This window comes from Streptomyces fagopyri, assembly GCF_009498275.1.
Lineage (GTDB): Bacteria > Actinomycetota > Actinomycetes > Streptomycetales > Streptomycetaceae > Streptomyces > Streptomyces fagopyri.
Window position 1 is genome coordinate 2,880,340 of record NZ_CP045643.1, and the last position, 19,007, is coordinate 2,899,346.

The 19,007-nt window shown below is 72.1% G+C and carries 13 protein-coding genes; 3 read left to right on the top strand and 10 right to left on the bottom strand.

Going from position 1 to position 19,007, the window contains the following annotated elements:
• Positions 1–123: 123 nt before the first annotated feature.
• The 6 genes from GFH48_RS12145 to dxr all read right to left on the bottom strand — a co-directional run bounded on the left by GFH48_RS12145 (position 124) and on the right by dxr (position 7,771).
• Positions 124–1,815 (bottom strand): proline--tRNA ligase, encoded by a 1,692-nt coding sequence (locus GFH48_RS12145; protein WP_153288280.1) that lies wholly within the window; start codon positions 1,813–1,815, stop codon positions 124–126.
• Positions 1,816–1,907: 92 nt separating this feature from the next.
• A complete protein-coding gene (locus GFH48_RS12150) occupies positions 1,908–2,477 on the bottom strand; it encodes a GNAT family N-acetyltransferase (RefSeq protein WP_153288281.1) in 570 nt (189 codons plus the stop codon).
• Between the two features lie 79 nt (positions 2,478–2,556).
• Entirely contained in the window at positions 2,557–3,405 is an 849-nt protein-coding gene (locus GFH48_RS12155) for a GNAT family N-acetyltransferase (RefSeq protein WP_153288282.1), read from the bottom strand.
• A gap of 487 nt (positions 3,406–3,892) precedes the next feature.
• Positions 3,893–5,050 (bottom strand): flavodoxin-dependent (E)-4-hydroxy-3-methylbut-2-enyl-diphosphate synthase, encoded by a 1,158-nt coding sequence (gene ispG, locus GFH48_RS12160; RefSeq protein ID WP_153288283.1) that lies wholly within the window; start codon positions 5,048–5,050, stop codon positions 3,893–3,895.
• 163 nt (positions 5,051–5,213) lie between these two features.
• Positions 5,214–6,518, bottom strand: coding sequence for a M50 family metallopeptidase (locus GFH48_RS12165; protein WP_153288284.1), 1,305 nt, complete (start codon positions 6,516–6,518; stop codon positions 5,214–5,216).
• Positions 6,515–7,771, bottom strand: coding sequence for a 1-deoxy-D-xylulose-5-phosphate reductoisomerase (dxr, locus tag GFH48_RS12170; protein WP_153288285.1), 1,257 nt, complete (start codon positions 7,769–7,771; stop codon positions 6,515–6,517). Before dxr ends, GFH48_RS12165 begins: the two co-directional genes overlap by 4 nt.
• A 191-nt stretch (positions 7,772–7,962) precedes the next feature.
• Between dxr and GFH48_RS12175 the strand changes: the two genes are divergently transcribed.
• Entirely contained in the window at positions 7,963–8,415 is a 453-nt protein-coding gene (locus GFH48_RS12175; protein WP_153288286.1) for a lamin tail domain-containing protein, read from the top strand.
• A gap of 100 nt (positions 8,416–8,515) precedes the next feature.
• Here GFH48_RS12175 and GFH48_RS12180 read toward each other — a convergent pair whose 3' ends face one another.
• Positions 8,516–10,456 (bottom strand): acyl-CoA dehydrogenase family protein, encoded by a 1,941-nt coding sequence (locus tag GFH48_RS12180; RefSeq protein ID WP_381920067.1) that lies wholly within the window; start codon positions 10,454–10,456, stop codon positions 8,516–8,518.
• A gap of 554 nt (positions 10,457–11,010) precedes the next feature.
• Here GFH48_RS12180 and GFH48_RS12185 point away from each other — a divergent pair.
• Positions 11,011–12,024, top strand: a complete 1,014-nt coding sequence (locus GFH48_RS12185) for a LacI family DNA-binding transcriptional regulator (protein ID WP_153288288.1) — start codon at positions 11,011–11,013, stop codon at positions 12,022–12,024.
• 240 nt (positions 12,025–12,264) lie between these two features.
• A complete protein-coding gene (locus GFH48_RS12190; protein WP_153288289.1) occupies positions 12,265–12,747 on the top strand; it encodes a hypothetical protein in 483 nt (160 codons plus the stop codon).
• 79 nt (positions 12,748–12,826) lie between these two features.
• Here the strand turns inward: GFH48_RS12190 and GFH48_RS12195 are convergent, their stop codons facing one another.
• The 3 genes from GFH48_RS12195 to GFH48_RS12205 all read right to left on the bottom strand — a co-directional run bounded on the left by GFH48_RS12195 (position 12,827) and on the right by GFH48_RS12205 (position 18,609).
• Positions 12,827–14,272 (bottom strand): aldehyde dehydrogenase family protein, encoded by a 1,446-nt coding sequence (locus GFH48_RS12195; protein ID WP_153288290.1) that lies wholly within the window; start codon positions 14,270–14,272, stop codon positions 12,827–12,829.
• 409 nt (positions 14,273–14,681) lie between these two features.
• On the bottom strand, positions 14,682–16,340 hold the full coding sequence (locus GFH48_RS12200) for a PucR family transcriptional regulator (protein WP_153288291.1): 1,659 nt from the start codon (positions 16,338–16,340) through the stop codon (positions 14,682–14,684).
• Positions 16,341–16,482: 142 nt separating this feature from the next.
• Positions 16,483–18,609 (bottom strand): ATP-binding protein, encoded by a 2,127-nt coding sequence (locus GFH48_RS12205; protein WP_153288292.1) that lies wholly within the window; start codon positions 18,607–18,609, stop codon positions 16,483–16,485.
• Between the last annotated feature and the right edge of the window lie 398 nt (positions 18,610–19,007).

A 19,007-nucleotide genomic window follows, 5' to 3' on the forward strand; every position in this document is an offset into this window, starting at 1 on the left:
CCGTGGTGCCCGCGCCCGGGAGGACCGCCCCGGGAGGAGGCTTCCGAGGCGGACGTCCGGCCACGGCCGGGGCGTGCCACCCCGGCCGTCCTGCCCGCCTGCCCGCTCACCCGCCGGCCTCGGTCAGGCCGTCAGCCGCGCGATCGCCTCGTCGACGGTCAGTTCCTCGCGCTCGCCGGTGCGGCGGTCCTTGAGCTCCAGGACGCCCTCGGCCGAACGGCGCCCGGCGACCAGGATCTTCGGTACGCCGATGAGTTCGGCGTCCGTGAACTTCACGCCCGGGGAGACACCGGCGCGGTCGTCCACGAGGACCCGCACGCCCGCGGCGCCCAGCTTCTCGGAGACGTCGAGGGCCAGCTCGGTCTGCAGCGCCTTGCCCGCGGCGACGACGTGGACGTCGGCGGGGGCGATCTCCTTGGGCCAGCACAGGCCCTGCTCGTCCGCCGTCTGCTCGGCGAGCGCCGCCACCGCGCGCGAGACGCCGATGCCGTAGGAGCCCATGGTCACGCGGACCGGCTTGCCCTGCTGGCCGAGCACGTCGAGCTGGAAGGTGTCGGCGTACTTGCGGCCGAGCTGGAAGATGTGGCCGATCTCGATGGCGCGGTCCAGCTTGAGGCCGGCGCCGCAGGACGGGCAGGGGTCGCCCTCCTCGACCACGACGACGTCGAGGTAGTCGTCGACCTCGAAGTCACGGCCCGCGACGACGTTCTTCGCGTGCGTGTCGGCCTTGTTGGCGCCCGTGACCCACGCCGTGCCCGGCGCGACCCGCGGGTCGGCGATGTAGCGGACCTTCTCCAGACCCTGCGGGCCCACGTAACCGCGTACGAGGTCGTCGCGGCCCTCGAAGTCCTCGGCTGTCACCAGTTCCACGACGGCGGGCGCGAGGTGCTCGCCCAGCTTGCCGAGGTCGACCTCACGGTCGCCCGGGACGCCGACGGCGACGATCTCGCCGTCGACCTTGACCAGCAGGTTCTTGAGGGTGGCGGAGGCCGGGACGCCGAGGTGGCGGGCGAGCGTCTCGATGGTCGGGGTGTCGGGGGTGTCCAGCTCCTCGACCGGGCCGTGCTCCGCGGTGACGGGCGCGAGCGCGAAGGTCACGGCCTCCGTGTTGGCGGCGTAGTCGCAGGCGGGGCAGTCCGCGAAGGTGTCCTCACCGGCGACGGCCGGGGCGAGGAACTCCTCGGAGGCGGAGCCGCCCATGGCGCCCGAGACCGCCGACACGATGCGGTAGTCGAGGCCCAGCCGGGCGAAGATCTTCTGGTAGGCGGCGCGGTGCAGCGCGTAGGACTCGGCCAGGCCCTCGTCCGTGGTGTCGAAGGAGTACGAGTCCTTCATCTGGAACTCGCGGCCGCGCAGCACGCCGGAGCGCGGGCGGGCCTCGTCCCGGTACTTGGTCTGGATCTGGTAGAGCATGACCGGCAGGTCCTTGTACGAGGACGCCTGGTCCTTGACGAGGAGGGTGAAGATCTCCTCGTGCGTCGGGCCGAGCAGGTACTCGCCGCCCTTGCGGTCCTTGAGGCGGAACAGCAGGTCGCCGTACTCCTCCCAGCGGCCCGAGGCCTCGTAGGGCTCCTTGGGGAGGAGGGCCGGCAGCAGGACCTCCTGGGCGCCGATGGCGTCCATCTCCTCGCGCACGACCCGGGAGATGTTGTCGAGGACCTTCTTGCCGAGGGGCAGCCAGGTCCAGATGCCCGCGGAGTTGCGGCGCACGTAGCCGGCGCGGACGAGCAGCTTGTGGCTGAGCGTCTCGGCGTCCGCCGGGTCGTCACGCAGTGTCTTGACCATCGAACGGGACATGCGCTGGACCTGGGCCATGGTTCTCGACTCCTGCTGCGTAAGGGTGATGGCAAGGAGGTTAGCCGGGGGTCCGCCGTCCCCGGAAATCCGTTTCGCCCCGGGGACGCCCGTCAGGGGCGCCGCAACGGCAGCGGCGCGCCCATCACGGCGTACGGCTTCGGCGCGCTCGGGAAGAGGACCTGCCGTGCCAGGTCCTCGTAGCCCAGCGAGTGGTACAGGCCGCGGGCGGGGCTGTCCCTGTCGATGGCCGAGAGGATCGAACGGGGTTCGGTCGCGCTGTCCGTGATGCCGGTGATCAGGGCACGGCCCGCGCCGCGGTTCTGGTAGCGCGGGTGGACGTGCAGTTCGGTGATCACGAAGGAGCCGTCGAGCCAGGCGTCGTTGCCCTGCGCGCGCAGATAGGGCTCGACGACGGTGGACCACCAGTGCCCGCGGTCGTTGGGCATGCCGTACACGAAGCCCACGAGCCGTCCGTCGGCGGTGGTGGCCCCGAGGGCGCGCGCTCCCGGACTGGTGAGGTGGCGCAGCACGATCTGCCGGCGGACGGCGATCTCGTCGGCGCCCAGCCCGAAGGCGAGCGCCTGGACCGCGAGCGCCTCGTCGACGCGCGCGGCGAGATCCAGCGGGCCGATGACCACGTCTTCGGGGGTGCGGGGCCCCTGACCGGGAAAGCGCAGCATGCCGGGGAGACTACAGGTCAGGTACGAGGCTCAGAGCGGCTGCGCGGGGCGGTGTCCGCGGGTGCGGCCGGCGGCGTGGCTAGAACAGGACGCTCATGAACGCCCCGACCTCCTGGAAGCCCACGCGTCGGTAGGTCGCGCGGGCGGCCGTGTTGAAGTCGTTGACGTAGAGGCTGGCGAGGGGGGCGACGTCCGCGAGGGCGTAGCGCAGGACGGCCGCCATGCCGGGAGCCGCGAGTCCCTGGCCTCGGTACTCGGGGGCGACCCAGACACCCTGGATCTGGCAGGCCTGGGAGGTGGCGGCGCCGATCTCGGCCTTGAAGACGACCTTGCCGTTCTGGTCGACGCGGGCGAACGAGCGTCCGGTGCCGACGAGTTCGGCCACGCGCGCCTGGTAGAGGAGGCCGCCGTCACCGGCGAGCGGCGAGACGCCGACCTCCTCGGTGAACATCGCCACGCACGCCGGCATGATCGTCTCCATCTCGTCCTTGCGGATGCGGCGGAGGTAGGGGTCCGGGGCGATGTCGGCGGGGAGTCGGTCGGTGACCATCAGGGGCTGGTGGGCGCGGATCTCACGGGCGGGGCCCCAGCTCGGTTCGAGCAGCCGCCACAGCTGGGCGGTGGCCTCGACGGGGCCGACGATCGAGGAGCAGCGGCGGCCGGCCCGGCGGGCGCGGTCGGCGAAGCCGCGGACGGCTCGGGGGGTGGCACAGATCGGGACCAGGTTGGCGCCGGCGTAGCAGAGGGACCGCAGCATGCCGTCCTCGTACCAGCCCCACATCTCACCGCCGAGCCGCCAGGGGTCGAGGCCGGCGATCTGCACCCGGGACGCGACGAAGGCGTTGGCGACCGGCTCACGGTTGAGCACGGCGAGCGCGGCGTCCAGGTCACTCGGTTCGAGGACCCTGGTGGTGGTCTGGGTCAACACGTACGGGGGCCTCACCCTGGGGTCTACTGATCTCCGCACTGTACCTGGCGAGGTTGCGGGCCGCCGCCCCTTGTACGGGGCGGACGTGCGACCGGGGGCGCCACGCTTCGTCCGGGGGCGGTCGGTCGCGGGTGCGTGGGGGTGGGCGCACGGTTCCCCGCGCGCCTCGGGCGGGGCCGCGCCCCGGGAGCACCCGTCAGCATCTCGACGCCGTCGAGCGCGGGTGCGTGGGGGCTGGGCGCGCAGCTCCCCCGCGCCCCTCAGGCGGGGCCGCGCCCCTGGATCAGCCGTCGCGCCCCGACGCCGTCGAGCGCGGGTACTCGGGGGCCGAGCGCGCAGCTCCCCCGCGCCCCTCAGGCGGGGCTGCGGCCCGGGAGCGGTCGTCGCACGCGGATTCGGTGCGTGCCGGCTTCGGGGTGCGTCTTCGGGTCGTCCGCGTTCGAGGGCGGGTCCTTCGGGCGAGGGGCGCGGCAGCGCCCGGCGGGGGTCAGCCCGCCACGGCCACCGAGGGCTCGCCGGAGGCGACCCCGTCGGCCTCCATCTGCTCGGCGAGCTTCATCGCTTCCTCGATGAGGGTCTCGACGATCTTCGACTCGGGCACGGTCTTGATGACCTCACCCTTGACGAAGATCTGGCCCTTGCCGTTGCCGGAGGCGACGCCGAGGTCGGCCTCGCGGGCCTCGCCCGGTCCGTTCACGACGCAGCCCATGACGGCGACCCGGAGCGGGACCTCCATGCCGGTCAGACCGGCGGTGACCTCTTCGGCCAGCTTGTAGACGTCGACCTGGGCACGGCCGCACGACGGGCAGGAGACGATCTCCAGGCCGCGCTGCTTGAGGTTGAGGGACTCCAGGATCTGGAGGCCGACCTTGATCTCCTCGACGGGCGGAGCGGAGAGGGAGACGCGGATCGTGTCGCCGATGCCCTCGGACAGGAGCGCGCCGAAGGCGACCGCCGACTTGATCGTGCCCTGGAAGGCCGGGCCCGCCTCCGTCACGCCCAGGTGGAGGGGGTAGTCGCAGGCGGCGGCCAGCTGCCGGTAGGCGTTGACCATGACGACCGGGTCGTTGTGCTTGACCGAGATCTTGATGTCCCGGAAGTCGTGCTCCTCGAAGAGGGACGCCTCCCACAGCGCCGACTCGACGAGGGCTTCCGGCGTCGCCTTGCCGTACTTCTGGAGCAGGCGCCGGTCGAGCGAGCCCGCGTTGACGCCGATCCGGATCGGGGTGCCGGCGTCCTTCGCGGCCCGGGCGATCTCCTTGACCTGGTCGTCGAACTGCTTGATGTTGCCGGGGTTGACGCGCACCGCCGCGCAGCCCGCGTCGATCGCCGCGAAGACGTACTTCGGCTGGAAGTGGATGTCCGCGATCACCGGGATCTGCGACTTGCGGGCGATCGTCGCGAGGGCGTCCGCGTCGTCCTGGGTCGGACAGGCGACCCGGACGATCTGGCAGCCGGACGCGGTCAGCTCGGCGATCTGCTGGAGCGTGGCGCCGATGTCCGACGTGCGCGTGGTCGTCATCGACTGCACCGAGACGGGTGCGTCTCCACCCACGGCCACGGTTCCGACCTGGATCTGCCGGCTCTTGCGGCGCTCGGCGAGCTTGGTCGGAACGGACGGCATGCCGAGAGAAATCGCAGTCATCTGCTGTGCAACCCCAAGTTGTGGATCAAGGTCCCGGAATCGTGGGCTCCAGGCTCCGAGATTACGGCACCGGCGCGCGCGCGAGCACATCACGCCCCTAAACCCACCCAACGGATGGTGGCCGGACACCCCAGGGTGCCCGGCCACCGTGAACGGCGCCCTACTAGGAGATTTTCACCGGGTTGACCACGTCCGCGATCAGCACGAGGAGCGTGAAGCAGACGAAGATCCCGGCCACCACGTAGGCCACCGGCATCAGCTTCGCGACGTCGAACGGACCCGGGTCGGGCCGCTTGAGCACCTTCGCCGCGTTGCGCCGCAGCGACTCCCACAGCGCGCCCGCGATGTGCCCGCCGTCGAGCGGGAGCAGCGGGAGCATGTTGAACAGGAAGAGGGACAGGTTGAAGCCCGCGACCAGCAACAGCATCATCGCGACCTGCTGGGAGGCCGGGATGTCGAGGGTGAAGACGTCCCCGCCGATCCGGGCCGCGCCGACCACGCCCATCGGGGAGTCCGCCTTGCGCGGGCCGTCGCCGAAGGCCGCGTTCCACAGGTCGGGGATCTTGCCGGGCAGCGAGACCAGCGACTCGACGCCGTTCTGCATCATGTCGCCCATGCGGTCCACGGACTGTCCGAACGACTGCTGGACGATGCCGGAGGCGGGGGTGAAGCCGAGGAAGCCGGCGTACACGTACTTGCCCTCGACGTAGCCGCCGTTTCCGTCGGTCTTGCTGACCTGGTTCTTGATCAGGTGGGTCTTGAGGTCGATCCGCCGGCCGTCGCGGTCGACCGTGATGGTGACGTCCTTGCCGGGGTTGGAACGGATGTCGGACTGCAGGGCCGACCAGTCGTCGACCGCCCTGCCGTCGAACGCGACGATCTTGTCGCCGCCCTTGAGCCCGGCGGCCTTGGCGGGCGCGGCCTCATCGCTCGCCGCGCACTTCGAGCGGTTCTCGCTCTGCTGGATGACACAGTCCGAGACCTTGCCGACCGTGGTGGTCTGGGTCTGCACGCCGAACGTCATCATCACGCCGAGGAAGATCGCGACGGCCAGGATCAGGTTCATGAACGGGCCCGCGAACATCACGATCACGCGCTTCCACGGCTTGCGCGTGTAGAAGAGGCGGGTCTCGTCACCGGGTTGGAGCTCTTCGAAGGCGGCGGACCTGGCGTCCTCGATCATGCCCCGGAAGGGGGAGGTCGAGCGTGCCTCGATCCGGCCGTCGGGGCCCGGCGGGAACATCCCGATCATGCGGATGTAGCCACCGAGCGGGACCGCCTTCACCCCGTACTCCGTGTCACCCTTCCTCCGCGACCAGATGGTCGGTCCGAAGCCGACCATGTACTGCGGCACACGGATGCCGAAGAGTTTGGCCGTCGACAGATGTCCCAGCTCGTGCCAGGCGATCGAGATGAGCAGGCCGACCACGAAGACGACTATGCCGAGGATCATCATCAGGGTCGTCATGCACGAGCCTCCGCGGTTGTCGTCTGTGCCGTCAGTGCACGGGCCCGGGCACGCGCCCAGGTCTCCGCTTCGAGGACGTCCGCGACGGTCAGGGAAGTTCCCGATCGGGGTGTTCCGTGTTCCTCGACCACCCGTGTGACGGTCTCCATGATCCCATTGAACGGCAGCGTGCCGTTCAGGAACGCGTCGACGCACTCCTCGTTCGCCGCATTGAACACCGCCGGGGCCGTGCCCGCGAGCCGGCCCACGTGCCGGGCGAGTCCGACCGAGGGGAACGCCTCGTTGTCGAGCGGGAAGAACTCCCAGCTCGACGCCTTGGTCCAGTCGCAGGCCGGGGCCGCGTCGGGGACGCGCTCCGGCCAGCCGAGGCCGATGGCGATCGGTCCCCGCATGTCGGGGGGCGTCGCCTGGGCCAGTGTCGATCCGTCCGTGTACTCAACCATCGAGTGGACATACGACTGCGGGTGCACGACCACCTCAATGCGATCGAAGGGAATGTCGTAGAGGAGGTGCGCCTCGATGACTTCCAGCCCCTTGTTGACCAGGGTCGCGGAGTTGATGGTGATGACCGGTCCCATGGCCCAGGTGGGGTGGGCCAGGGCGTCGGCCGGGGTGACGTTCGCCAGTTCAGCCTTGGTACGGCCCCGGAAGGGTCCACCGGAGGCGGTCACGACCAGCTTGCGGACGTCCGCGCGGGTGCCGGCCGCCAGTGCCTGGAACAGGGCCGCGTGCTCGGAGTCGACCGGAATGATCTGCCCCGGCTTGGCCAGCGCCTTCACCAGCGGGCCGCCGACGATGAGCGACTCCTTGTTGGCGAGCGCGAGGGTGCGGCCCGCCTCCAGGGCGGCGAGGGTGGGGGCGAGGCCGATGGAGCCGGTGATGCCGTTGAGGACGGTGTGACCGTCGGATCCGGCGAGGTGGGTGGCGGCGTCGGCTCCCGCGAGGATCTCGGGGAGCGGTTCACCGGCCGTGTACCGGGCGGCCAGCGCCTCCCGCAGCGCGGGTACGACGTCCTCGCGCGCGACCGCGACCGTACGCACCCGCAGTCGGTGGGCCTGCTCGGCGAGCAGTGCGACCCTGCCGCCGGCGGCGGAGAGCCCGGTGACGCGGAAGCGGTCGGGGTTGCGCAGCACGAGGTCGATGGCCTGGGTCCCGATCGACCCGGTGGAGCCGAGGATCACGACATCCCTGACTCCGTCCACGGGGTCGAAGACGAGATGCGGATCAGCGAGGGGGGCTGGACTGTCGCTCATCCCCCCATTGTGGCCGCAACGCGGGCCGCTCAGGACAGGGCTCCCCGCTTCCGTTTCAGCCCCCCTTAGCACCCCGGTGCTACGGAGGGGGTGAAATCACCCCTTGTGAATCTCACGTGAAGATCACGTGATAACACTTCACCACTGGCCGGTGGACGACCGGCCGGGGGACGACACCCTGGGGGGTTCCCATGCGGATTCGCGCTGCCCTGCCCGCGCTCGCCGGCGCCGTGGCACTGACGGGCACGTTTCTTCTCAGCACTCCGGCGCAGGCCGCCGGCGGTGTGACCATCCATCACGTCTGGTTCGACAGTCCGGGCTCCGACAACCGCTCCAACACGAGCCTCAACGGCGAGTGGGTGCAGATCAAGAACACCAGTTCGACGTCGGTCTCGCTCAAGGGCTGGATCCTGAAGGACGTGTCGAACCACCGGTACACCTTCCCCGACGTGAGGATCGGGGCGGGCAAGACCATGAAGGTGCACACCGGAAGCGGTAGGGACACCACGGCGGACAAGTTCCAGAACCGCCGCGCGTACGTGTGGAACAACACCAGCGACACCGCCACGCTGACGAAGGCGAGCGGCAGCAAGGTCGACTCGTGTTCGTGGACGACCCGGGACCCCAGCGACAAGTACTGCTGATCCCGGGCGGGCCGCCACCCGCCCGCGGCCGGGGCGTCCGGACGCCGGGGCGGGGGCCGACGCGCTCGACGGCGTCGGCCCCCGCGGGCCGGGACCGCGGTCAGCGGATGGGCCGACGCACGTTCTCCCGCTGGGCGGGACCGGGCGTCGCGTCGGCGATCCACGGGCCGTCGCCCGACGGGTCGACGACCCCCTCCTCCAACCAGGTGTACGTGCCCGACATCACGTTCTTCACGACCCTGCGGTCGAGCTCGTCGGTGTTGGTCCACAGCCGCCCGAAGAGTTCGTCGACGCGGACACGGGACTGCCTGCAGAAGGCGTCGGCGAGCTGGTAGGCCTCACGGCCGTGCTCGCCCTCGGTGCGCATGAGTTCGGCGCGCACACAGGCCGCGCTCATCGCGAAGAGCTCGGCGCCGATGTCGACGATCCGGCCCAGGAAACCCTGCTTGGTCTCCATCCGTCCCTGCCAGCGGGACATGGCGTAGAAGGTGGAGCGGGCCAGCTTGCGGGCGCTGCGTTCGACGTAGCGCAGGTGCGGCGAGAGGTCGACGCCGTGCTGGAACTCGCTGTACGAGCGCGGGAGCTGGCCGGGGCCCGCGACCAGCTTCGGAAGCCACTTGGCGTAGAAGACACCGGCGTTGGCGCCCGCCTTCGCCTTGTCCGAGAGGGACTTGTCGGGGTCGATGAGGTCACCGGCCACCGAGAGGTGGGCGTCCACGGCCTCGCGGGCGATCAGCAGGTGCATGATCTCCGTCGAGCCCTCGAAGATGCGGTTGATGCGCAGGTCCCGCAGGATCTGCTCGGCCGGGACCGCCCGTTCGCCGCGGGCCTTGAGCGACGCGGCGGTCTCGAAGCCGCGGCCACCGCGGATCTGGACCAGTTCGTCGGCCATCAGGCAGGCCATCTCGGAGCCGTACAGCTTGGCGAGGGCGGCCTCGATACGGATGTCGTTGCGGTCCTCGTCGGCCATCTGCGAGGACAGGTCGACGACCGCCTCCAGGGCGAACGTCGTCGCCGCGATGAAGGAGATCTTCGCTCCGACCGCCTCGTGGAAGGCCACCGGCTTGCCCCACTGCTCGCGCGCGGCGGACCACTCGCGGGCGATCTTCAGACACCACTTCCCCGCGCCCACGCACATGGCGGGGAGCGAGAGCCGGCCCGTGTTGAGGGTGGTCAGCGCGATCTTCAGACCCGCGCCCTCCGGACCGATCCGGTTCGCGGCGGGGACGCGCACCTGATGGAAGCGGGTGACACCGTTCTCCAGGCCGCGCAGACCCATGAAGGCGTTGCGGTGCTCGACGGTGATGCCGTCGGAACCGGCCTCCACCACGAACGCCGTGATGCCGCCCTTGTGACCCTCGGACTTCGGCACCCGCGCCATGACGACGAGGAGATCGGCGACGACACCGTTGGTCGTCCAGAGTTTCACCCCGTCGAGGACGTAGTCGTCGCCGTCCGGCACGGCACTCGTGGCCAGCCGCGCCGGGTCGGAACCGACGTCCGGTTCGGTGAGCAGGAAGGCCGAGATGTCGGTGCGGGCACAGCGGGGCAGGAAGGTGTCCTTCTGCTCCTTGGTGCCGAAGATCTTCAGCGGCTGCGGTACGCCGATCGACTGATGCGCGGAGAGCAGCGCGCCGATCGCCGGGCTCGCGGAGCCGACCAGCGCGAGCGCCTTGTTGTAGTACACCTGGGTGAGGCCGAGGCCGCCGTACTTGGTGTCGATCTTCATGCCGAGAGCGCCGAGTTCCTTGAGCCCGTCGACGACCTCGTCGGGGATCCGCGCCTCGCGCTCGATCCGGGCGGAGTCGATCTTCGTCTCGCAGAAGTCGCGCAACTTGGCGAGGAACTCCTCGCCACGCTGGACCGCCTCGTCGGGCGGCAGGGGGTGCGGGTGGATCAGGTCGAGCCGGAAGCGCCCGAGGAACAGTTCCTTGGCGAAGCTGGGCTTGCGCCAGTCCTGTTCCCGCGCCGCCTCGGCGACCTGACGGGCCTCACGTTCGGTGACTGTGGGCCGGTGGGGTGTTGCGGACAAGAAGCTCACCTCGCCGCGAATAGGGATCACTGGGAGTCTTCGTTACTGACCGGTGCTACTCGATCGTATGTACCCGATTGCGGGCGACCCCACCAGTCCTCGCGCGGCGTTCGGGCCGCCCCCGGACCGTCCGGGGATCGACCGGCGTCCACCACGTACGCGGCCTTCCGGCCGGTGTCGCCTGACATGTTCCACATTGCTCCATCACGGCCCGCGGCGCCGCACCGGGCGTCACATCAGGGGGCCGTTCGGGGGACCTTCCGCGTGACACCCGTCGACCGGTCCCCCGCTCCGGGTTCCCCCGTCCCCCGCGTCCACTCCGTCCCCCCGTGTCCGCTCCGCCCCGCCCGCCCCCCGTCCCCTCCGGCAGGGCGCCGCGGCAGGGGCGGGCGTCTCGCGACGAGCCGAGAGCGGGCCGGAAAATCGGGTGTCGAAGCGCTTCGACGCCACGAGAACGCCTCTGGACACACGCTCTTCACAGGACTACTCTCGATCCGCCCTCACCCGCCCCTATCCCGTGGCGCGCGCACTGTCGAAGCGCTTCACGAAGCTTGGAGAGCCGGATGGTCACCCTCGCCGAGGTCGCCCAGCACGCCGGAGTCTCGGCGAGCACGGTGAGCTATGTCCTCAGCGGCAAGCGGTCCATCTCCGCGGACACCCGGCAGCGGGTCGAACGGAGCATCCAGGAGCTCGGCTACCACCCGAACGCGGGCGCCCGGGCCCTGGCGAGCAGCCGGTCCAACATCATCGCGCTGATGGTTCCGCTCCGTACCGACATGTACGTACCCGTGATGATGGAGATCGCCATCGCGGTGGCGACCCACGCCCGCACCTTCGGGTACGACGTGCTGCTGCTCACCGGCGAGGAGGGGCCCGACGCCGTGCGCCGGGTCACCGGCAGCGGCCTCGCCGACGCGATGATCCTGATGGACGTCGAACTCGACGACGAGCGGCTGCCGTTGCTGCGCCGGACGGACCAGCCGTCGGTGCTGATCGGGCTGCCCGCCGACACCTCGGGACTGACCTGCGTCGATCTCGATTTCGGGGCGACGGGCGCGCTGTGCGCCGAGCACCTCGCGGTGCTGGGCCACCGGGACGTCGCGGTCATCGGCGAGGCGCCCGCCGTCTACGAACGGCACACGGGCTTCGCCGAGCGCACGCTCGACGGACTGCGGTCCCGGGCGCGCGAGTTGGGGCTGCGGGTACTGCACCGCCCCTGCGAGGGCGGCTTCGACGCGATGTCCCTGACGCTGGCCCGGGTCTTCGACGAGCGCCCCGGCACCACGGGCTTCATCGTGCAGAACGAGTCCGCGGTCGAGCCGCTGCTGGCCCTGCTGCGCCGGCGGCGGCTTGCCGTTCCCGAGGACGTGTCGGTGATCGCGATCTGCCCGGACCAGGTCGCCACGCAGGCCTCGGTACGGCTGACCTCGGTCGCCATCCCCGCGCAGGAGATGGGCCGGCGCGCCGTCGAGCAGGTGATCGCCAAACTGGAGGGGCGTGGCGACGGCGAAGTCACCCTCATCGCACCCGAGTTGACGGTCCGCGCGAGCACGGGCCCGGCGCCCGCGGCCGACTGACACCCCAACCGCCGCCTGTCGCCTCCTCGTTGCCGCCTCCTCCTTACCGCCTGCCGCCCGCCGCTCGCCACTTGCCGCCCGCCCCCGGCCTTCCCGCTCCCGCCGATCGTCGATCCTTCCCGCGGGACGGGGCACGGCCGCCCGCGGTGGAGTGGTGACGCACGGCATGTGACGGTTCCGTTGCCCGGAACTGTGGCCTCCACCACAGCGGGGCCGATCCCTGCCTGCTGAAGTCGGCGAATGGTTCTTCTGCTCCTGCTGTTGCTTCCGGGCGGACCGGTCGCCTGCGTCGCCCTCGCCAGGTACGGCTTCGGCAGGCTCGGTCACCCGGGCGCGGGGCCCGCCGACGGCGGAGGCCGCCTGCGCGGGACGGCCGCGCTGCTGGGTGCCGCCGCGGTCGCCGTGTACGTGTGGGGCCTGCTCCATGTCGCGGGAGCGGTCCTGGCGGCGGAGGACGGCGGCACCGACTCGGCGCCGGTCCGGCCCTGCCGTACGCCCGGCTGGCAGGAGTGGGCGCGGGACCCCGGCATCACCGGCTACACCGTGAGCTACCTGCCCCTGCGGTTCGTCTGCGAGACGGGGGACGGCGGCCGGTACGCCACCGGGCACGTCCCCCGGTACGTCAACCCGGCCTTCCTCTGCCTCACGGTGGCCGCCGTGGCGACGGCCGGCTCCGCCGCCCTCGACGCCGAACGCCGGGCCAGGCGAAGGACGGTCGTGTGACGTACGGCCGCCGGACACGACGACGGCCGGAGCCCCCGCACAGTGGGTTCCGGCCGTCGTCGATCGTTGCGGGCAGCGCTCAGAGCGCGAGACCCGTCAGCACGAGGACGCGCTCGTAGGTGTAGTCGTCCATCGCGAACTTGACGCCCTCGCGTCCGACGCCGGACTGCTTCACACCGCCGTACGGCATCTGGTCGGCGCGGTAGGACGGCACGTCGCCGACCACGACACCGCCGACCTCCAGCGCCCGGTGCGCACGGAAGGCACTCTGCAGGTCATGGGTGAACACGCCCGCCTGGAGGCCGTACTTGGAGTCGTTGACGGCGGCGAAGGCCGCGGCCTCGCCGTCCACCTTCCGTACGGTGAGGACGGGTCCGAAGACCTCCTCGCAGGAGACGGTGACGTCGTCCGGCACGTCGGCGAGGACCGTCGGCGCGTAGGACGCGCCGTCGCGCTTGCCGCCGGTGAGCAGCGAGGCACCGGCCCGGACCGCCTCGTCGACCCACGACTCGACACGCTCGGCCGCGTCCTCGCTGACCAGCGGGCCGACGTCGGTCTTGTCGTCCGACGGGTCACCGGTCACCTGGGCCTCGACGGCGGCGACGATGCGCGGCAGCAGCCGGTCGTACACGGACGCCTCCGCGATCACCCGCTGCACCGAGATGCAGGACTGGCCGCCCTGGTAGTTCGAGAAGGTGGCGATCCGGGTCGCGGCCCAGTCCAGGTCCTCGTCGCTCGCCCAGTCGGCGAGCACGACGGCCGCGCCGTTGCCGCCCAGCTCCAGGGTGCAGTGCTTGCGGGGCACCGAGTCCATGATCGCGTAGCCGACCTTCTCCGAACCGGTGAAGGAGATCACGGGCAGGCGCTCGTCCTGGACGAGGGCGGGCATGCGGTCGTTGGAGACCGGCAGGATGCTCCACGAGCCGGCGGGCAGGTCCGTCTCGGCGAGCAGGTCACCGATGATCAGGCCCGACAGCGGCGTCGCGGGGGCCGGCTTCAGGATGATCGGCGCGCCGGCGGCGATGGCCGGGGCGATCTTGTGGGCGCACAGGTTGAGGGGGAAGTTGAACGGCGCGATGCCGAGGACGACGCCCTTCGGGAAGCGGCGGGTGAGGGCGAGGCGGCCCTGGCCACCGAGGTCGGTGTCGAGGCGCTGGCCCTCACCGCCGTTGAACCTGCGGGCCTCCTCCGCGGCGAAACGGAACACGGAGACCGCGCGGCCGACCTCGCCGCGGGCCCACTTGATCGGCTTGCCGTTCTCGGCGGAGATGAGCTGCGCGATCTCCTCGGTGCGCTCGACGAGGCGGCGGCTCACGTGGTCGAGGGCGGCGGCGCGGACGTGGGCGGGGGTCGCGGCGAACTCGTCGCGTACGGCGTACGCGGCGGCCACGGCCTCCTCGACCTGGGCCTCGGTCGGGACGCTGACCTGGGCGACGAGCCGGCCGTCCCAGGGCGAGGTCACGTCGAAGGCGGTCTCGCCGGTGGCCTGGCGGCCGGCGAGCCAGAAGGCGTGGGTGGAGGTCATGTCGGGTCCCGGCCCTTCCGAGGTTGAGGAGTCCTTGGGTTTCGTGGTCCACGGTAGGGCCGGGGCGGCGCAGAGGCGTTTGTCCGGGGCGTAGCAGTCGCCCGGCGGGGTACGCCGCTTTGTCCCGGTCGCCGAGAGGTGTTTCGCCCCCGCCGCCCCTACCCGGCCCATCCCGTACCTGAGGCCTCCGCCCCCAGCCCCCCGCCAAGGGGCTCCGCCCCCTGGCCCCCCGTCGCCCGAAGGGCTCGTCCTCGAACGCCGGACGGGCTGAGGGTGCGGGCCCGCACCGGAAGGCTCCGGCCCAGGCCAGGTCTTTCAGCCCGTCCGGCGCTTGGGGACAAGGCACTCAAGGCCTGCGGGGGTCTGGGTGCGGAGCCCTCGGGCAGGGGCGGCCGGGTGGCGAAACCCCCTATTCCACGGCGGCAGCCGTCGTCTTCAGCGCCAGCCAGAGTTCCATCCGCACATCCGGATCGTCGAGAGATCTCCCGAGGATCTCCCCGACCCGCCGCATCCGGTAACGCAGCGTATGCCGGTGCACACCAAGGTCCGCGGCCGCCGCGTCCCACTGCCCGTGCCGGGACAGCCACGCCCGCAGCGAGGCCACCAGATCCCCCCGCCCGGTCGCGTCGTGCTCGTACAGCGCCCGCAGCAACCCGTCGGCGAACGCCCGCACCGCGTCGTCCGCGAGCAGCGGAAGGACCGACCCCGCGGCCAGTTCCTCGTGCTCGACCAGCGACCGCCCCCGGCGCCGGGCGACGGACAGCGCCTGTTCGGCCTGTTTGTAGGCGGCGGCCGCGGCGATCGGCCCGGCGGGGGCGGACAGGCCGACGACCAGTTCGTCCTCCTCGACGGCCGGCTGCTCCCGGGCCACGGTCCGCGCGGCGTCCAGCGCGAGGGCGTACTCCCCGCACGCGGCCACCGCCGCGCCTCCGTCCACGGCGAGCACGACCAGCCGCTCGCCGTCGGGCACGACGAGCACGGACTCGCCGGAGCGGGCGGCGGCCGACTCCACGATCTCGGCGAGCCCCCCGAGCGGGTCGCCGTTCGTGTCGGGCACCGCGACCTTGGCCTTGGACGGCTTCGCCGCGGCGACCCGGGCGTGCCCGTCGGCGTGCGCCCGGGCCGCCGAGGCGGACGCCGACTCGGCGAGGATGAGACGGAACGGCGCGTCGAGCAGGTCCCCGTACAGGTCCCCCGCCACGGTCCGGGCGTGCTCCGGCTGCCCGGCGAGCAGCATGCGCAGTACGGCCGCGCCGATCCGCTGCTCGGCCGCGTGCAGCGGGCGCGAGCGCTCGGTGGTGAGGGTGAGCAGGGCGATCGCCGAGTGCACGGCGTACCGCTCGGCGGTGCCGAGGGCGGCGGCCGTGCCGACGGCGAGCGCGGCACGGGGCCTGCGTCCGGTCCCGAGGGAGTGCAGTTCGACGCGGTCCTCGCCGCCCACCACCGAACTCGCGGGCGCGGGCCGCTCGCGCAGCCGCTCCACGTCCGGGGTGAGTCGTCCGGCCCGCCGTCCGGCCCACTCGGGCGCGGCGGCGACTACGGCGCCCGAGGCGTCGTAGAGCGCGGCCCAGCCGTCCACCTGTCCGGCGAGCGCGGCGAGCAGTCCCTGGGGGCCGTCGCTCAGCGCCTGCTTGGTCAGTTCGCGCTGCGCGGCGAAACCCGCGGTCACGGCCCGGTACTGGTCCGCGGCGATCGCGGCCGACACCGCCTTGCTGATCGCCAGGAACGGCGTGCGCCGGGGCACCTCCAGCAGCGGGAGCCCTTCTTCCACGGCCGCGTCGACGAGTGCCTTCGGGGTCTCCTCGTAGTTGACGCCGACGGCGAACCCCAGGCCCACGACCCCCGCCCCGGCGAGCCGCTTCACGTAGCGCCGCATGGCGTCCGGGTCCTCCGCGTCCAGGGTGAGCGCGGTGATGAGCAGCAGTTCCCCGCCCTCCATGTACGGCACGGGGTCGGCGAGCTCACTGACATGGGCCCAGCGGACCGGCACGTCCAGTCGGTCCTCGCCGGCCCGCACGGTCAGCTTGAGCGCGGAGTGGTGGACGAGCGAGGCGAGCGTGGGGGGCATGGGACCTTCAGGTCTTCACAGGATCTTCGACGGCCACGGGTGGTCTGATCTTTTGGATCTTTTGGCCGCAACGTATGAACGACCTGTGTCGATTCTGCCTCACCGTACGGTCGGCCGGTGACCTGACGTCCGGACGTCCCGGTCAGCCGCGCAGATCCACCAGCAGGGGCGGCGCGTGTTCCCCGCGCACGTTGGTGAGCGACAGCACCGCGTGCCCCGGCGGTACCCCGTGCGCCAGCTCGGAGGCGGACCACCGCTCGCGTTCGACCTGCCGGACGGTCACGGCCCGTGCCGTCGGGGCGTGCCCGGTGATCACCCTCCGCAGCATGTGGACGGCCTTCCCCGCCGGGGTCTCCGCGATGATCTGCCGGTCGGTGACGTCCCGCGCCTCGATCCACTCCTTCCCCCAGACCTCGGCGAAGTCCTGGCCGTCCCAGGGGGTGAGTCCGGACAGCGCCATCCGGCATCCCACGGAACCGAGCAGCGGGCCGCGCAGCGGACGCGGTACGTCGTCGAGGGTGCGAAGCGTCAGCACGGCCCCGGCGTTGCCCGACCGCAGCCGCTGGACGCCCCGTACGGCCTCGGGCGTGATCAGCCCGGTCGCGTCGTCCAGTACGAGGCAGGCGAAGAGCGAGCGGTCCTCCCGTACCGCGACGCTCGCCGTGAACTGTGCGAGCACGAGCCGCGCGAGGATCCGCGAGGCGTCGGCGTGCCCGCGCGCGGGCAGGTCGACGCGTACCCGCACCGGGTGGTCGAGTGCCCTCAGGGAGAAGGGCCGCGACTGTCCCGAGGTGTCGAAGAACCCGGCGAAGGCGGGCCGGTCGAGCAGCGCGACACGGTCCGCGAGCACGCTGCCGACGTCACCGGGGTGCCCCATCTGGCGCTCCCGGGCGTCGAGTTCCCGCAGCAGGGACTCCTGTCCGGCGTCCTGCAGCGCCTTGCGCAGCGCGCCGAGCGGCCCTGGCGTCCCGTCGAGGAGCTGTCGCAGCTCGGGCACGGAGGGGAAGCGTCCGTGGACGGCGCGGTAGGGGCCGAGCAGCTGGGCGAGCACGGTGGTCGAGCGGCGGCTGTCGCCCCCGGGGTGCGGGTCGGCGAGATCACCGGCCAGTGCCTCGGCGAGCACCGCGGCGGCCTCGTCGGGGTCGGTGGTCCCGCCGTACAGGTCGAGGTCGTACACGGACTCGGGGTTGCCGATCCGGACGACGACGTCGTACGCGTCGACGGGGCCGAGTCCCGCGCCCGCGGCGCCCACCACCACGACGGCGGCGCGCCCGGCGAGGGCGTGCAGGCACAGGGACTCGGCGAGGGGCCAGACGACGGAGCCGGTCTTGCCGGACCCGGCCGGGCCGACGGCGAGCAGGGAGGTCCCCAGCAGATCGGGGCCGAGGGCCAGTCCGGTCCGGCGGTAGGCGTAGGGGTTGCGCGGGTCGTCGGCGGTCTCGCCGAGCCGTACCTGTCCGGTCACCAGGTCGTGGCGGGCCAGGCGTCCGGGCAGGTCGCGCTCGCCGGAGGGGTGCAGGCAGGCGGCGGCGCCGTCCTCGAGCACGGCGGCGGTGAACGTGGCGAGGCTGTGCCGTCCGCTGCGCACTCCCTGCCAGGCGCGGGCGATCCGGGCGTGGTCGACGTCGCGCATCAGTCCGCGGCCCGCCTCGGCGGCGAGCCGGTCGGCTGCGTCGGCGGCTCCGGCGGCGCGCAGGTGGTTCCACTGCGCGGGGTCCTCCTCGGGCGCGGGCGGGCGCTCGTGGACGGGGGCGGCGCGGTGCCACGCGGGCAGTCCGTAGCGCCGCCAGACCTCACCCCAGCGGCCGAGGCGGCCGACGACGATCATGATGGCGAGGGCGATCAGGGTGTAGTAGCCGTACCAGAGGAACGCGTTGCCGACCGGGTCGTCGCTGTGGCGCCAGGAGTCGGGGGTGAACAGTTCGAGCGGCAGGACCCACCAGCCGCCGAGGTAGCCGTTCCACAGCAGCGACCAGACCAGCCAGCCCACCAGGAAGGCGATCACCGCGCCGCTCAGCAGCTGCCGGGCCGGGATCCGTTCCGGCTCCTGCTCGGGCCGGGGCAGGTAGCCGAACCGCCACACCCCGGGGGCGGCCTCGGGCCGCGGCGCGCGCAGCCAGGTCAGGAAGGCGGATCCGTCCGGCAACGGTGGTACGCCCGGTGCCCGTGTCGGCCGTGGTGGGGCAGCCGCCGCGTCCGCCGGTCCCGCCGGACGCGGCACCGGCCGGGCATGCGTGCCCCGCGCGTCCTGGGTCCCGTCGCTGTCCATCGCCCTGCCCCCTGACCAGCCGCTCCCTGCTTCGTCCGCGAGTCAATCTAGTGCCCCCGCGGGGCGAGTTCACCGTTTACGGCGCTGCCCCCGCCGGGCGAGTTCGCGGTTCCCGGGCACGGGGGCGCAGCGGCTCGGACCACCGGCCACTCCGCGCGGCCCGCGTGCGGGGCCGTCCGGCCGGTGCGTCTGTCCACGGAGTCCCCTGTCCACGGTGTACAGGTCCTCACCCGGCTGCCCTCCCTCTATGTCCACCACGGACAAGCGGACCTTCCGACAACGCCCACATGGAGCATGCCCACCCTCCGGGGCCGGCCCTAGCCTGCGAAGAAAGAAGTCAAGCGTCCGAAAACACCCGCCCGGCGCCCCGTCCGCCGGGGACCGTCCGGTTCGCAAGA

Excerpts from the sequence above, each read along its gene's own strand:
- GFH48_RS12145 (WP_153288280.1), bottom strand. The coding sequence starts at position 1,815 with ATGGCCCAGGTCCAGCGCATGTCCCGTTCGATGGTCAAGACACTGCGT.
- GFH48_RS12150 (WP_153288281.1), bottom strand. The coding sequence starts at position 2,477 with ATGCTGCGCTTTCCCGGTCAGGGGCCCCGCACCCCCGAAGACGTGGTC.
- ispG (WP_153288283.1), bottom strand. The coding sequence starts at position 5,050 with ATGACTGCGATTTCTCTCGGCATGCCGTCCGTTCCGACCAAGCTCGCC.
- GFH48_RS12165 (WP_153288284.1), bottom strand. The coding sequence starts at position 6,518 with ATGACGACCCTGATGATGATCCTCGGCATAGTCGTCTTCGTGGTCGGC.
- dxr (WP_153288285.1), bottom strand. The coding sequence starts at position 7,771 with ATGAGCGACAGTCCAGCCCCCCTCGCTGATCCGCATCTCGTCTTCGAC.
- GFH48_RS12175 (WP_153288286.1), top strand. The coding sequence starts at position 7,963 with ATGCGGATTCGCGCTGCCCTGCCCGCGCTCGCCGGCGCCGTGGCACTG.
- GFH48_RS12185 (WP_153288288.1), top strand. The coding sequence starts at position 11,011 with ATGGTCACCCTCGCCGAGGTCGCCCAGCACGCCGGAGTCTCGGCGAGC.
- GFH48_RS12190 (WP_153288289.1), top strand. The coding sequence starts at position 12,265 with ATGGTTCTTCTGCTCCTGCTGTTGCTTCCGGGCGGACCGGTCGCCTGC.
- GFH48_RS12195 (WP_153288290.1), bottom strand. The coding sequence starts at position 14,272 with ATGACCTCCACCCACGCCTTCTGGCTCGCCGGCCGCCAGGCCACCGGC.
- GFH48_RS12200 (WP_153288291.1), bottom strand. The coding sequence starts at position 16,340 with ATGCCCCCCACGCTCGCCTCGCTCGTCCACCACTCCGCGCTCAAGCTG.
- GFH48_RS12205 (WP_153288292.1), bottom strand. The coding sequence starts at position 18,609 with ATGGACAGCGACGGGACCCAGGACGCGCGGGGCACGCATGCCCGGCCG.